General features: G+C 27.7%; 11 protein-coding genes. 1 reads left to right on the forward strand and 10 read right to left on the reverse strand.

Annotation, left to right across the window (positions count from 1 at the left end):
* The first annotated feature begins 168 nt into the window (after positions 1–168).
* Positions 169–726: a PadR family transcriptional regulator gene (locus tag KGF39_RS16990; protein WP_227823196.1), complete on the forward strand. Its 558-nt coding sequence runs from the start codon at positions 169–171 to the stop codon at positions 724–726.
* 749 nt (positions 727–1475) lie between these two features.
* Here the strand turns inward: KGF39_RS16990 and KGF39_RS16995 are convergent.
* The 10 genes from KGF39_RS16995 to KGF39_RS17040 form a co-directional block, all read right to left on the reverse strand.
* Positions 1476–2903, reverse strand: a complete 1428-nt coding sequence (locus KGF39_RS16995; RefSeq protein ID WP_227823197.1) for a 6-phospho-beta-glucosidase — start codon at positions 2901–2903, stop codon at positions 1476–1478.
* Between the two features lie 40 nt (positions 2904–2943).
* The gene (locus KGF39_RS17000; protein WP_227823198.1) at positions 2944–4872 is read right to left on the reverse strand and encodes a beta-glucoside-specific PTS transporter subunit IIABC; all 1929 of its coding nucleotides are present in this window, start codon (positions 4870–4872) and stop codon (positions 2944–2946) included.
* 145 nt (positions 4873–5017) lie between these two features.
* Positions 5018–5860: a BglG family transcription antiterminator LicT gene (gene licT, locus KGF39_RS17005; RefSeq protein WP_054275061.1), complete on the reverse strand. Its 843-nt coding sequence runs from the start codon at positions 5858–5860 to the stop codon at positions 5018–5020.
* A 316-nt stretch (positions 5861–6176) separates the two neighbouring features.
* Positions 6177–7577 carry a PTS transporter subunit EIIC gene (locus KGF39_RS17010; protein WP_227823199.1) on the reverse strand — a complete coding sequence of 467 codons (1401 nt, stop codon included), beginning with the start codon at positions 7575–7577 and terminating at the stop codon, positions 6177–6179.
* A gap of 38 nt (positions 7578–7615) precedes the next feature.
* Positions 7616–8287, reverse strand: coding sequence for a beta-phosphoglucomutase (gene pgmB, locus KGF39_RS17015; RefSeq protein ID WP_227823200.1), 672 nt, complete (start codon positions 8285–8287; stop codon positions 7616–7618).
* Between the two features lies 1 nt (position 8288).
* Entirely contained in the window at positions 8289–10625 is a 2337-nt protein-coding gene (locus KGF39_RS17020; protein WP_227823201.1) for a glycosyl hydrolase family 65 protein, read from the reverse strand.
* Positions 10626–10650: 25 nt separating this feature from the next.
* Positions 10651–12099 carry a family 1 glycosylhydrolase gene (locus tag KGF39_RS17025; protein ID WP_227823202.1) on the reverse strand — a complete coding sequence of 483 codons (1449 nt, stop codon included), beginning with the start codon at positions 12097–12099 and terminating at the stop codon, positions 10651–10653.
* Between the two features lie 294 nt (positions 12100–12393).
* Positions 12394–13281, reverse strand: coding sequence for an AraC family transcriptional regulator (locus KGF39_RS17030; RefSeq protein WP_227823203.1), 888 nt, complete (start codon positions 13279–13281; stop codon positions 12394–12396).
* Between the two features lie 99 nt (positions 13282–13380).
* The gene (locus KGF39_RS17035) at positions 13381–13830 is read right to left on the reverse strand and encodes a PTS sugar transporter subunit IIA (protein WP_054275069.1); all 450 of its coding nucleotides are present in this window, start codon (positions 13828–13830) and stop codon (positions 13381–13383) included.
* Positions 13820–15721: BglG family transcription antiterminator (locus KGF39_RS17040; RefSeq protein WP_227823204.1), on the reverse strand; the 1902-nt coding region annotated here is incomplete at its 5' end. The genes KGF39_RS17035 and KGF39_RS17040, both read right to left, overlap by 11 nt.

Raw genomic sequence — 15721 nt, forward strand, 5'->3', positions numbered from 1 at the left:
ACATGTAAATATTTACATGTTTGTATTTACATAATTTTATTTTCATATATAATTTTATTTATTTTTATTACTCATAATTTACAAGTTCTTATTAAAACATAACTATATTAATTCAAATTAAATATATCGTGTTATAATAAGTATGTAATTAAAGAAAGAGGTGTATTTATGCGAACTTTAAAGTATGCAATTTTAGGATTGTTAAATAGAAATCCTATGACTGGTTATGATATCGTAAAAGAGTTCAATTTTCAATTAGCTGAGTTTTGGAATGCAAAGCATAGTCAAATATATCCTGAACTAAAAAAGTTGGTAAATGAAAAGCTTATTGTATATCATATTAAAATTAGTGGTGATGTATTAGAAAAAAAGTTATACACAATCACAGAAAAAGGTAAAGATGAGTTCTTGAAATGGCTTGAAAGGGATGAGCCAATGGAAAGAACCCCTAAGGATATTTTTCGTCTTAGAATGTACTTTTCTAATAATTTAGATATAGATACTAGACTTATTTTATTAGAGCATCAATTGCTTCAACACCAAGAAAGAATTGCGTTCTTGTACAGTCAAATGGAGCGTTATAGTGAAGTTCCTCCTCTTGATAGTAATGATTTTGGTGATTATATAGTTCTTGATGGAGCTATTATCAGGGAACAAAGTGCTATAAAATGGCTAACAAATTGTATTAACCATCATAAAAATTTGGCTAATACTACTTTGAAATAATAACTTGTTGATTTTAATAGTGTATTTAATTATAGACATTAAATTTATAAAAAGACTGTACACAACTTTGTCTTTGTATACAGTCTTCTATGGTTAATTATTCAAAATAGGTAATTATAATATTTAAAAAAGTTAATATAAAAGTTAAATATTTTTTATTAAGCTATTAATTTTATCTTCTTATTGACCTTCAAAATCACCTTTATATTTACAATCTTTCACAGGCAAATTATTATCTCTTCTCATATACAAGTCCAGTTGATGTCTTGTTACTAAATTTAATGGTAATCAAATTCTTTACCAATAAGTATAAAAATTACTAATGTGTTATAATTTTCTTAACTACTAAATTTTTAATATGTCTGTTGCACAAGTTTTCCATAGGATTTTTAAACATCATAGTTTTCACACAATAAAAAAGACAAGCTTAAAACCTAAACTCGCCTTTTGCATCTTTTATTGCAAAGTAAATTATATTACCTTCCTAACAATTCCCCTTTTAACAACTATCTTCATAAGTCTTACTATAATGTAAAGTACAATATAAAATAGTTCTATGTTAATTTTCTACAGTTAAATAATTTATAAATATATATCTTTTTTAATATATTAACTTACTCTTCTATTATTTTTAAATATTAAAGCTATATTGTTATAAATTTATAATAATATATTGATACATTTTGTATATTTTAATAGTGGATACAAATGAAAAATTATACTCACTATTAATTTTATATTCTTCTTATTTAATATAAATCTTCACCATTTGAAGCAATTACTTTCTTATACCATTCAAAACTTTTCTTTTTCATTCTTCTTAGACTTCCATTGCCACTATTGTCTCTATCTACATATATAAATCCATAACGCTTTTCCATTTCTCCTGTGCTGGCACTTACTAAATCAATAGGTCCCCATGTAGTATAGCCTAATAAATCTACACCATCTATAGAAACTGCATCACGCATAGCTTTTATATGTTCTCTTATATAATCTATTCTGTAATCATCATCTACATAACCATTTTCATCAGCTATATCTTTAGCACCTAATCCATTTTCTACAATAAATAGTGGCTTTTCATATCTATCATATACGTGATTTAATGTAATTCTTAAACCTAATGGGTCAATTGGCCATCCCCATTGACTGTATGAAAGATATGGATTTTTAGCAGATGTAAATATGTTTCCTTCAGCTACATCATCTGCATTTTCATCAGTTCTAACACAACGGCTATTGTAATATGAAAATGAAATAAAATCTACTGTATATTTATTTAATAATTCAATATCACCAGGTTCTATTTCTGGTGTAATACCTTTTTTCTCCATATACTTTAATGCATAGTTAGGATATTTACCTTTAGATTGTACATCCACAAAGAAGTAATTTTCTCTATCTAACTTTGTAGCTTCCCATACATCATTAGGGTTGCAACTATAAGGATATACACTTCCAGCTGCAAACATACATCCAACTAAGTTATTTGAATCAACTTCATGTGCTATTTTAGTTGCAATTGCACTAGCTACAAGTTCATGATGAGCAGCTTGATATTTTATCTTTTCAACATCTTCACCTTCTTCAAAGCAAATACCAGCACCCATAAATGGAGCATGTAAAATCATATTTATTTCATTAAAAGTTAGCCAGTACTTCACTAATCCTTTATATCTTCTAAAAATAACATTGCATAGTTTCTCATAGAAACCGATCATTTTACGATTACGCCATGCACCATACTTTTTAACTAAATGCATTGGACAATCAAAGTGTGTAATAGTGACTAATGGCTCTATTTTATATTTTTTACATTCCTTAAATATATCTTCATAAAATTGAATCCCCTTTTCATTTGGTGTTTCTTCATCACCTTTCGGAAATATTCGACTCCATGCAATGCTCATTCTATATACTTTAAATCCCATTTCAGCAAATAACTTTATATCTTCTTTATAATTATGGTACATATCAATACCAGTTTGAGCTGGATAATAATGTTCATCATCAAAATCAAACATTTTTAATTTTCCTGTAATAACTGCTGTTCTATCTTTTCCTGTTGGGCATACATCTACATTTGCTAATCCTCTTTCATCTTCATTATATCCACCTTCACATTGATTGGCTGCAGTAGCTCCTCCCCATAGAAAATCTTTTTTAAAACCCATAGTTAAGCCTCCTAAATTATGCTAATGCTTTAATTTTTTACTAAAATATAATTGTAATCAGATTATCCTCTAATTCAGCATTTTTGCTTTCTGTTTCTACTACATCTAAAAATTGCGATGAATTTGTAATAACGATTGGAGTTACAACACTATATCCTGACTCTTTTATTACATCAATATCAAAGTTTAATATCGTTTGACCTTTTGTAATTCTATCACCCTGCTTTATACATGCCTCAAAACCTCTTCCTTCTAACTGAATAGTATTTAATCCAATATGAATAAGCACTTCAACACCTACATCTGAAAGAATTCCTATAGCATGCAGACTTGGGAATAAAGTTGTAACTACTCCATCTACTGGAGCAACTACTTTTCCATCACTAGGTATTATCGCTACACCTTGACCCAGTACACCAGATGCAAATGCCGCATCCTCTATGTTACTTAAATTTAATACTTCACCTTTTATAGGACTTACTATTATTTCTCTTTCTAATTTAGCAGACTTAACTTCTTTTGTTTCTTCTTTTTCCTTATTTTTTACTTCTTTAACCTCTTCTGCTTTCTCATTTTTATATAAAATCATAGTTAATACAAAAGCTACGACCATTGATATAGCTATACCAGAAAGAGCTACTATTAAGTTACCCATTCCCCCATCTGGTTCAATCATTGCTGGAAGTTCGAATATTCCCATACCTCCAGTTATAAACTTCCTAAGATTAAAAAATCCATAGAAAGCTCCTCCAATACCACTAGCAATACAACTTATTATAAATGGTTTCTTTAGAGGCAATAATATTCCATAAATTGCTGGCTCTGTAACTCCAAATACACCAGATATAAAGTTTGGTATTGCCATCTCTTTTAGTTTTTTATCTTTAGTCTTGAAGAATATTGCCAACACAACTGCCGAACTTGCAAATGTACAAGCAAAGAATGGCATCATAACATTATCATATCCTAAAGTCATAACATTGTTTATATATACAGGAATGAATCCCCAGTGCATACCAAAAATAACAAGAATTTGCCAAGTGAACCCTACTATAGCACCTGCTAATAGTGGACTAAAATCTCTTATCGAAATTACAATTTGTGAAATAAGTGTAGAACCAAATGTTGCTATAGGACCTATAACTATAAGTGCAACAGGCACTGTTACTAATAGTGTAAGCATTGGCACAAAGAAGAATTTAACTAAATCTGGAACAAACTTATTAAATAATTTCTCACACCTAGACGCAAAATACGCTATAAATATAATTGGTACGACCGTTCCAGTGTAATCAATTGATACAATTGGCAGTCCAAAGAAGTCAATATATACTGGAGATGCAAACATTGTTCCTTTAAATAAAGTGTAAATCACATCTGCACCTGCTGATATGCTGCTACCTTGTATAGCAGGATAACACATGGCAGCTCCTAACGCTAATCCTAACATTGGCTTTAAACCAAATTTCTTAGCTGAAGTATATCCTAAAAATAAAGGAAGGAATGTAAATAATGCATCTCCAGCTGCATTTATTACCATATAACCACCAGATACATCACTATATAATCCCATTGCCACAAATAAAGCATTAAATCCTTTTAACATTCCACAGGCTGCCATTATTCCTAACACTGGCTGGAAAATCCCTGATATTATATCTATACTTTTATCTAGCATACTACTTGATTTTTTAGTTTCTGAATTTGTACTTGAATCATCTAAATCGATTATTTCAACTATATCTTTATATACAGCTTCAACATGATTTCCTATAACTACTTGATATTGTCCTCCACTTTTCATTACAGTAACAATACCTTCCATATTTTTTAATACGTTGTCATTTGCTATACTTTCATCTTTTAAAGTAAAACGTAATCTTGTAATACAATGTACTAATCCACTAATATTTTCTTTTCCACCAACATTTTTTACTATTTCTTGTGCTAATTGTTTGTATTTTCCCATTTTTCTCCTCCATATTTCGTTTAAATTAATTTTTTTGAAATTTGAAGGTTTGGCCAACTCAATGTTACCATCCAACCATAGGTATAATTTTGTTAGTATCACTCCTTTCAATAATTCTTAATATACTACTGAAAATTTATTTCGCTTACATATTTGAGTCTTTAACTACTTTAGCTAAATGTATTGTTAAATATATAAGTTCATCATCTGTTAATATGTAGTTATATTGCTTTTTAATAAAATTTTTAATTTTAACTACACATTCAAACTCTTTATTATATTTAGATTTAATAATGCTTAGTAATTCTTTATCTGTCTCACCTTCATGTGCACTATCTAAAAGCAATCTCTGTGCAAAAAACTTTAAATGCATTATAAATCTATAATAAAAGACTGATTCTTCATGAAATTCTATCCTAAAATGATACCTAACTATACTAAGTACTTCTTGTATTAACTTTGTAATATCAGATGCCAAAGTATGACCTTCACTTAACTGAGCATTAACTATATGAAAGGCTATAAATCCAGCCTCATCTTCAGGTAATTTTATACCTGTTTTGTTTTCAATAATATCTAGTGCTTTCATTCCAATTTCAAACTCTTCTTTATAAAACCTTTTAATTTCCCAAAGAATTGCATTTTTTACATTTATTCCTTCTTTCATTCTTTGAATTGCAGAATATGTATGGTCACTTAAGGATATGTAAATACTTTCATTTAGCTTCTTGTTTAACTTTATTTGTGCATATTCTATAATTTCACTTGATAATTTCATGTGCTCTATAGGAATATTATTGAGTAATTCTTGTAGCTTGTTTGATATTTCTTTATTTGATATTCTAAATACTTTATTTACTTTAGTTTTATCTATTAGATTGCCTTTTGATTTTTGATAACCAATTCCTTTACCCATGACGATAATTTCTTCATTATTATCATCTAATGTGATTACAACATTATTGTTTAATATCTTATTAATTATCATGATTATCCTCCTTTTAAGCATAAAAAAAGCTTATCCATAATAATGGGCATACCCCTTCCTAGGATACTGCTATTATTAATGAATAAGCTTAGCTTGTACTTAAACAATTACTACCTAATTCCAATTATTATGATAAAACATTAGACATACTTTGTCAACTTTTTCTTTCCATATATTTCATCAATCTTTTGTGTTGCTTTTTTGTCAGTTATAATAATTACTCTCATTATATTAGCTTATTTCCTTGCATCAATATAAATACAAAACAAGTTATAGTCAATAACAATAAAAATTCTATTAATGTAAATAGTTGATATTATACTCTCTCTACTACATTATCTGTACTTTCCTTAACATTTTTTTCAACTCCAAATATATATGTCATAATAAATGGAGCAACCAATGCTATAAACATCACTATAAGTCCATTTACTATATTTGAACTCCCTTTTTCTCCTGATAGTCCAAGTACTGCCATTATACTATTTTGTGGAACATATAAAGTTACATGAGTAATCCCTGCGAATAATCCTGCAATTCCTGCTCCTATAGATGCTAACATAGCAGGTTTTTTAAGTTTTAATGTAACTCCATAAAGAGCTGGTTCAGTTATACCCATAACAGCTGATATCCATGCAGCTGATGCTAATTGTTTCATCTTACTATCTTTACTTCTTAATGCTACAGCTAATGTAGCACCACCTTGTGCTAAATTAGCACAAACTTGAGATATTAATATTAGCGATTCTTGTCCTGTAGTTGCAAATGCTGATATGAATATAGGAGTCAATGCATGATGCATCCCTGTCATAACGATAAATGGCATTGCAGCTGCCAATAAACAAACCATTATAAATCCTAACCTTCCTTGTAGTAAGTTTATTATACTAGCTAATCCCTCTCCTAAGAAATTTCCTATTGGTCCAATTACTATTAATGCTATTGGTGCACTTATTAATAATACTAAAGTTGGATTTAAAATCGTTTTTAACATACTAGGTGTTAATTTATCAATGAATTTTTCTATATACGACATCATCCATACTGTTAAAAGTGCAGGGATAACAGATGCTGCATATATAACACCTTGAATTGGTACTCCTATAAATGATATAGGGTCCCCACTTGATACCCATGCAGAGAAATTTGGATGTAAAAACACACCTACTACTATAACTGCTATTGATGTATTAACATTAAATTTTTTAGCTGCATTTATTGCAAGTATTATAGGCATAAAGTAAAATGCTACATCTCCTATTATATCTAATACTCTATATGTACTTGAATTTGATGATAACCAATTAAAAGTGGTACAAAGAGATAATATAACTTTTATCATCCCAGATGCTGTAAGAGCTGGTATCATAGGTGTCATACAACCAGTTATTGTGTCTATTATATTATTTAAAATACTATTTTTTTTATTTTCATTTTTTATATCGCTTTTAATATCTCCTGTGGTATTTATCCCCTCATTTATTAGTGCATTAAATACAACTCCTACCTCATTACCTATTATGACCTGATATTGAGTTGAAGTTGAGTTTACTCCAACTACCTTATCTATAGATTTTAATTTATCTGCATTAACTTTCTTTTCATCTTTTAAGATGAACCTTAATCGTGTCATACAATGAGTCAAGTCAATTATATTATCCTTTCCTCCAAGCCCATCAATTATCAATAGAGCTACATCTTCATATTTATTCTTCATACCTTATCCTCTCTTTTAAAATAATTTTTAATATAATTTTAAGCCAAATTAATCTTTTTACTCCAAGCTTGTAATAGTGTATTGTAATTTAATAAACTAGTATCTTCTACAATATAGTCACATTTTCCTAGTACTTCTTTTTTACCCACACCAATTGATGTCATATTGGCAGCATTTATAGCTTTAATACCCGAATAAGAATCTTCTATCCCTACACAATCATATTGTTTTAAATTTAGCATCTTGCTCCCTTCAATAAAAATATCAGGATATGGTTTTCCCTTTTCTAATAGAGATGGATTTACTATACAATCAAATTCATCTTTTATTCCCAAAGATTCTAATATTCTAGGCGCATTCTTACTAGCAGATGCTATTCCCAATTTTACATTATTTTCTTTAAGTTCTTTTATAAGCTCATTTATCCCTGGTAATATATCTTTAGATGTTAATGAGTTTATTAACTTTATATAAATGTTATTTTTTTCTTCACACATCTTTAACTTTTCTTCTTTAGTATAACTATCTACTTTATTAGCAGATAACAATATTTTATCTAATGATTCTTCCCTGCTTATGCCTTTTAATTTCTCATTAAAAGTTTCATCTATTTCTATATCTAGCGATTTTGCCATCTCATGCCAAGCTTCAAAATGATACTTAGCAGTATCTGTTATAACTCCATCAAGGTCAAATAAGACTGCTCTCATATTAATTACTCCCTTTAAAACAATTATTAACTTCTATTACGTTCTTTGATAATTTTATTTCTTTATTATCGTGTAATATGGTTATATTCCTACCTTTGATTAACTTATAATAAGATTTATATTCTTCTATATTTACAGAAACTAAATTATCTCTAAATAATATATTAAATTTAATATTTTTCCAGTACTTAGGTATCCTTGGTTCAAAACTTAATTTATCATTTTTTATTTTCATTCCTGCAAATCCATATACTAAACTCATCCATGTTCCACCCATATTAGCAGCATGTATTCCATCACTTGTATTTTTTTGTAGGTTATTAATATCCATTAATGCTGTGTCCATAAAATAGTTATAAGCTTTTTCATGATTTCCAATTTCACTTGCCATCATTCCAAATATTGACCTTGACAAAGATGAATCATGAGTAGTTATTTTTTCATAGTATTCAAAATCTCTCTTCTTTTGTTCTAGGCTAAACTCATCAGGAAAAAGCAACGCTGAAAGTACAGTATCTGCTTGTTTATTTACTTGATATCTATATATTGTTAATGGATGATAATGGAGAAGTAATGGATAATTTTCTTTTGGTGTATTTTTAAAATCCCATACTGATTTTTCTAAAAATGAATCGTCTTGTCTGCTTATTTTCTTCTCTTCATCATATGGTAAATACATATTTTGAGCTGCATTTATCCAGTTCTTTACTTCATATTCTTGTAATTTAACTTTTCTAAACACTTTGTCAGAACATAAATTATGCTTAAATTTATCTACCATCTGTACTGCATATATTAAATTATATTTAGCCATTAAATTAGTGTAGTAATTATTGTTTACTATTGCTGTATATTCATCTGGTCCCGTTACTCCATTTATACAGAATTTATTATTTTTTGATTCTATATAATCTCCAAATTCAACCCAAAATCTTGCTGTTTCTATAAGAATTTCTAAGCCATTTTGCATCATAAATTCTTCATCATTAGTTGCTTCAAAATACGTTCTAATCCCATAAGCTATATCTGCATTTATATGAAACTGTGCCGTTCCTGCTGGATAATATGCACTGCATTCATTACCATTTATAGTTCTCCATGAATATAAGCAACCCTTATTTATTCCAAGTTCTCTAGCTCTTTCTCTTGATGCATCTAAGATTGAATATCTATAATCTAATAAAGCTCTAGCAATGGATGGTTGAGTATATATAAAAAATGGTAATATGTACATCTCTGTATCCCAGAAATAGTGACCTTCATAGCCATCACCTGTAAGACCTTTAGCTGATATATTAGTCTTTCCATCTCTTCCTGCTGATTGATAAATATGAAATAAATTAGTTTTTATCCCCAGTTGAAGAGTTTTATCGCCTTCAATCTCTACATCAGAGGTTGTCCAAAACTCATTCATTTTCTCTCTCTGAATAGTTTTTACTTTATCAAATCCAATATTACATGCCTCTCTTAAAACCAATTCTAATGATTTTAAACGTTCTTCGCTTAAATTTAAATCAGAACATACTCTACTATATCCTACAACAATTTCTAAATTTAACCTTTCACCTTCTTTGGCATAAACTTCTATTTCTCGCTCAATACATTCCTCTGAAACATTATAAGTCTCATTTGTAATATTTCCACAAGTAATATATGAATCAAATCCACACCATAACCCTAATTTACTTGTTTCTGTAACCAAATTCATAAAATACTTATCGTTATATTTTTTTATATCAATTTTAAATTGCTTCTTATTTATAGATGCCACTCTTGGGTCATCTACTTTTTCACAATTAAACTTCTCCATACTATTTTCCATTTTATTTTTAAATTTTATTTTTCCATTAAAATTCAATGGCGTTATTGTATATGAAATCATCATTAATTCTTCTATATCTTGTGATACTAATCTTTCTATAGATACTTTAACTTTTTTACCACGAGAATTTTCCCATATAAATGAACGTTTAAGAATCCCTTCATTTAAATCTAATATCCTAGTATGTTCACTTGTAATACCTTTTGATAAATCAAAGTAATCTCCTTCAATAGAGAAATTTACTATATGAGCATTAGGTAATTTACAGATAGTCTGATTTTGTTTTGCATAGCCATAAGCACTTTCTCCATATGTAATTGGAGATGATTCATAAAATCCATTTACATATGTACCCATATTATCTACATACTCATTATTAAAACCAGACTCTTCAATATTCCCCCTAAGTCCTAAATGTCCATTAGCTAGTGTAAACAACGTTTCATTGGATTTTATTGTATCCTTATTAAACCCTTGCTCTATAAGCTGGTCCTTAGTATTAAATATTAAACTCATAATAACACTCCTTTCTTAAAATGAATTATGCATGAGTTTCCATATCATTAAATAAAATTTCTCCATCTGTTTCTATTACTTTTTTATACCAAAAAGCACTTTGTTTTTTAGTTCTTTTAAATGAGCCTCTTCCATAGTCATCAGAATCAACATGAATTATACCATATCGTTTTGTCATCTTTCCTTCACTTACACTTGTTACATCTATACATCCCCACATAAGATATCCTATAAGCTCTATCCCATCTTCATTTACTCCAAGAATCATATTTTTAATATGTTCTTTCATATAATCTATACGATAATCATCAATTATTTTTCCATCTTCATTTACAATATCTTGAGTACCCAGTCCATTTTCTACTATAAATAAAGGTAACTGATACCTTTCATATAACTGATTCATAGTTATTCTTAATCCTACAGGGTCGTTTTGCCATACACTATTTGATTTTGGAAGATATGGATTTTTTATGGTTTCTGGTCCATTTGTCTTTGATTTTTCTAAACCTTCAGCTCTAGCTGAACTACAAGCACTAGAATAATAGCTAAAAGATACAAAATCTACAGTATTATCCTTAAGTGTTGGTAAATCTTCCTCTTTTATTATTAATTTTATTTTATTTGATTTTAAATAATGATTCATAAAGTTTGGATATACACCCCTAACTTGAACATCAGAAAAAAACAAATTATGCCTTTCATGCTCTAAAGCTGCAAATACATCTTCTGGTTTACATGTATATGGATATGTTTTTCCAGCAGCTAACATACACCCAAACTTAAATTCTTTATTTATACACCTTCCTATTTCTATAGTTTTTGCATTAGCTAATAATTGATGGTGTGCTGCTTGATATTTTTTCTGAAGTTGATTTTCATCAGCTATAAAAGTTAATCCAGCACCTATATATGGAATATGCATTATCATATTCATTTCGTTAAAAGGAATCCAGTATTTGACATCATCTTTATATCTTTTCATCAAAATTTCAGCATATTTTACATATAAATTAACCACTCTTCTATCAGCCCACCCCGAATATTTTTCAACTAGAGAATAAGGTATATCAAAGTGGCTTATCGTTATTAATGGTTCTATATTATATTTTTTTAATTCTTTTATTATATTATCATAAAGTTGTAGTCCCTTTTCATTTGGTTCACTTTCTTCTCCTGTTGGGAATATTCTTGACCAAGATATAGAAAATCTAAAACATTTAAAACCTATTTCTGCTAACATTGCTATATCTTCTTTGTAATTTTCACAAAATTTAATCCCTATATGACTTGGATAGTATTGATTATTTTCATTTAAAATATTATCCTCATCTAAACATACATCTTTTAATCTCTTATCATTTAATGGGAGTTTATCAAATTGAGATAAACCTTTTCCTTCACCTAAATAAAATCCTTCACTTTGATTAGCTGAAATTGCCCCTCCCCATAAAAAATCTTTATCTAATTTCATACATCTACCTCTTTCACAGTATAAAGTTTTATAATTTCTATCTCATATCTAGTTATAAATTTTTTTCATAACTATACCTTTTGAATAATTCAATTTAAAAATCCAATTATACTTTTTACTCATTATAATTAATATTGTCTATTTTCAATACTTTCATATTAAATATCAATATTAAATATCTATGTATATAATTATATATATATCAAATACATTTTTATATCCTCATTATTGTTATCTTATTCTCATATATTGCTGTATATTTATATATAAAAGAAAGTGCCTCATGAACTAAGTTCATTTTGAGACACCCGCTTTTTTCTTCAAACTGTTATATCTTTTTTTAAATTCTAATGGAGAGACTCCAATTTTTTCTTTAAATACTCTGTAAAAAGTTTTTGTACTTCCAAAACCAACTTCTTCAACCAAATCTACAATGGATATATTGTTATTAAGTAATATCCACTTTGCTTTTTCTAATCTGTATTCATTTAAAAAGGTTATAAATGTTTTTCCTGTATTTTTCTTAAAAAATTTAGTAAAATAATATACACTAAATCCTACTTCATAAGATACATCTTCTAATTTTATAGGTTGTTTATAATTTTTTTCTACATACTTGAATATATCGTTTAATCGCTCTAGTATCTCTTTAGAGTTTATTTCATATTCTACTGTATTTTCTTCAATTTCTCTAGGAATCTGTCTATATAATATAGGAATTAAATTATACATTTTACCTTTTATTGCATAACTATATCCTTCTATTTTATATAGGTCTTCATTGTATATATCTATCAATATATCGAAAACTGACTTTCTTATTTTTGCTGACCAATCTCTACTACATTTTTTTATACTACTAAATAAATTAATTAAGCTTTCTTTTTCTTCATTTAATAAAATTAAATCATTAAAAAAAGATATGTCAAATTGAAATACTAATCTTTCACTTCCTGGTGATGGCAGTATATAATGAATATCTCCTCCTTTTATTATCACTATCTCGCCTTTTTTTAGTTGCATAGGCTTATCATTTATAAATAGATTTACTACACCTTCTGTTATAAGTAATATTTCTATTTCCTTATGCCAGTGTGGTGTTGTTAATACTTCTCCTTCATTTGATAGACTACGAAAAGGAAATTCGTATATTAATTTAGGCATTTCTAAATATATTGCCATAGATATCTTCCCCTTTCTAGTGTCTAAAAATTAATCTATACTATCTAAAAGAATACACACCTTATTTTAAAAACCTCAAATTTATAATTTATACAATACCTACACTTCATAAAATATATCTAATATTTCTTTTTTTGTATGTGCATTTAAAAGTCTTTCACTTATATCTTTACCACCTAAAATGTAAGCTATTTTAGATATTAATATCATATCTTCATTGCCTCCAGATTGTGGCATAGCAAACATAATTACTACCTTTACAGGTAAGCCATCTATACTTGGCCAATCTACACCTTTTTTAGATTTACCTATTACTACGGATGCTTTCTTTACATATTTTGTTTTTCCATGTGGCATGGCCATTTGATAACCTATACTAGTAGAACCTATTTTCTCTCTACGCTTTAGTGCCTTTATAAACTTACTTTTTAAAGTTATACTTCCTGTATCGTATAATTTATCTACTAATTCTTGTATTATGCCTTCTTTTGTAGTTGATTTTAAATCTAAAATAACACTTTCTTCGCTTAATATTTCTCTAATTTCCATTTATTTTCTCCAGTACATTATTGTCAAATAATATTTTAATATCCTCTTTTCTTTTACAATCTATTATATAGTTTATATAGTTCTTTTGACTATACAGATTTGATATTTCCATTAAAATATTCTTTAAAAAACTCTGATTACTAGTTTCTAAATAAATATCAAGCGTTCCATTAACATTATTGATATTCATTATCCCCTTATTTAATTTACTTTGATTATGTATATATATATTTAAATCTTTTCCTAATGAAATAGACTTATATTTACTACCTAAATTCACACCTATTAAACTTTCCATCTGCATTACATCAAAATTAAAATATATATTATCTTTTAAATACATTCCTAATAAGTTTGTATCTAAGGTCATACTTTTCTTAAATTTAGAAAGTAAAGCATTTTTTATATTATTAATATCACTTTCCATTAATAGTACTGATACAACTATATGTAATTTGTCTTTCAAGTCTAAATTTACAGTAGATATTACAAAGTCTACATCATCTAAATTTCGCTTACTCAACTGATGCATAGGAATTATATCAACTATAGTCCATTCAGGAAATTCTCTTTTTAATCTAGCTGCAAGGAGCTGAGATGTTCCATATCCTGTATGGCAAACTACTATTGCTCTTTTACTACTCATATTTCTTTCTATTGCTGCTTGAAAATATGTAGCAAGATACGAAACTTCATCTATACTAATATTCTTCAGACTATCATACTCTGGCATAATATTTATAGTCATCATACATAATCCCAGCACATCTGAAAATCGCTCTTGTATCTCTCCTAATAATGGGTTTTTTATTTGAATATCATATCTTAATCTGTTTAACATAGGCCTTACATGAGATGCTAGACTTCTTTGTAGTAAATCATCATTTTTGAGATTTATATTTAAAAATTGTGACATATTCTCTATCATTATAGATGATACCTTTTCACTTTCACTTAATATATCTGATTCATCATTGTAACTACTACTACTTTCGCCACTAAATCCCGATGATACTAAAAAAATATATATGTACATAATTTCATCTTTCGTTATTTTTACTCTGTATCTATTTTCTATTTTACCTATAAGTGTAGTGACATTTTGATATACTAACTCGTCCAAATTATCTACAGAAACTTCTCTTTCTTCCTGAGACTCTATTTGATTACCTTCTTCGATTCTCTTTAAACATATAAGTATATGGGTAATTAAATTTATATAGTAGGGTTGACTTATAGTGTATCCTAAATTATGTTCTAACTCTGTAATTATAGTTTCTACAAATATAATAGAATCAATATCAAATAAATTCATCAACGCACTAAACGTAGCAGAATCTAATCTTGTTAACTCAGATATATCATGCTGTTCATAATTTTCATCTAATAAATCATCCATCATTTTAGCAATCGATTTCCTTATATCTACTTCTTTACCTATAATCTTAGTTCCTTCTAAAGTCTTATTAAGTTTTAAATTGTATTCTTTTATCCATGCCTCTATATATTTAAAATCATTTACTATAGAAGTTTTACTTACATAATATTTATCTGCTAATTGATTTATTGAAGTTATATTACTTGAATTTAGTAATAGATACTTTAAAATTTCCATTCTTCTTTGCTCTACTGATAAAGATTTATTTTCCTTCGATTGTATATTTAAACTGTTAATTAAGTCTATGTTCTTCTTTGCTAAATCTTCTATTAATATTCCATAGCCCCTTTTTATATCAATTTTTATATTAAAAGTTTCTAAATATTTCTCAATCATCTTCAAATCTTTTTGTAAAGTTTTATCGGATACATTTAATTTATCTTTAAAGTATTTTATAGGTCTATACTTATTTTCGTTTAATCTGAACCTCCCATGACTAAAGTCACAGGGTTC

Origin of the sequence: Clostridioides sp. ZZV14-6345 (assembly GCF_020657775.1) — a bacterium.
GTDB classification, from domain to species: Bacteria; Bacillota; Clostridia; order Peptostreptococcales; family Peptostreptococcaceae; genus Clostridioides; species Clostridioides difficile_D.

Excerpts from the sequence above, each read along its gene's own strand:
- KGF39_RS16990 (WP_227823196.1), top strand. The coding sequence starts at position 169 with ATGCGAACTTTAAAGTATGCAATTTTAGGATTGTTAAATAGAAATCCT.
- KGF39_RS16995 (WP_227823197.1), bottom strand. The coding sequence starts at position 2,903 with ATGGGTTTTAAAAAAGATTTTCTATGGGGAGGAGCTACTGCAGCCAAT.
- KGF39_RS17000 (WP_227823198.1), bottom strand. The coding sequence starts at position 4,872 with ATGGGAAAATACAAACAATTAGCACAAGAAATAGTAAAAAATGTTGGT.
- licT (WP_054275061.1), bottom strand. The coding sequence starts at position 5,860 with ATGATAATTAATAAGATATTAAACAATAATGTTGTAATCACATTAGAT.
- KGF39_RS17010 (WP_227823199.1), bottom strand. The coding sequence starts at position 7,577 with ATGAAGAATAAATATGAAGATGTAGCTCTATTGATAATTGATGGGCTT.
- pgmB (WP_227823200.1), bottom strand. The coding sequence starts at position 8,287 with ATGAGAGCAGTCTTATTTGACCTTGATGGAGTTATAACAGATACTGCT.
- KGF39_RS17020 (WP_227823201.1), bottom strand. The coding sequence starts at position 10,625 with ATGAGTTTAATATTTAATACTAAGGACCAGCTTATAGAGCAAGGGTTT.
- KGF39_RS17025 (WP_227823202.1), bottom strand. The coding sequence starts at position 12,099 with ATGAAATTAGATAAAGATTTTTTATGGGGAGGGGCAATTTCAGCTAAT.
- KGF39_RS17030 (WP_227823203.1), bottom strand. The coding sequence starts at position 13,281 with ATGGCAATATATTTAGAAATGCCTAAATTAATATACGAATTTCCTTTT.
- KGF39_RS17035 (WP_054275069.1), bottom strand. The coding sequence starts at position 13,830 with ATGGAAATTAGAGAAATATTAAGCGAAGAAAGTGTTATTTTAGATTTA.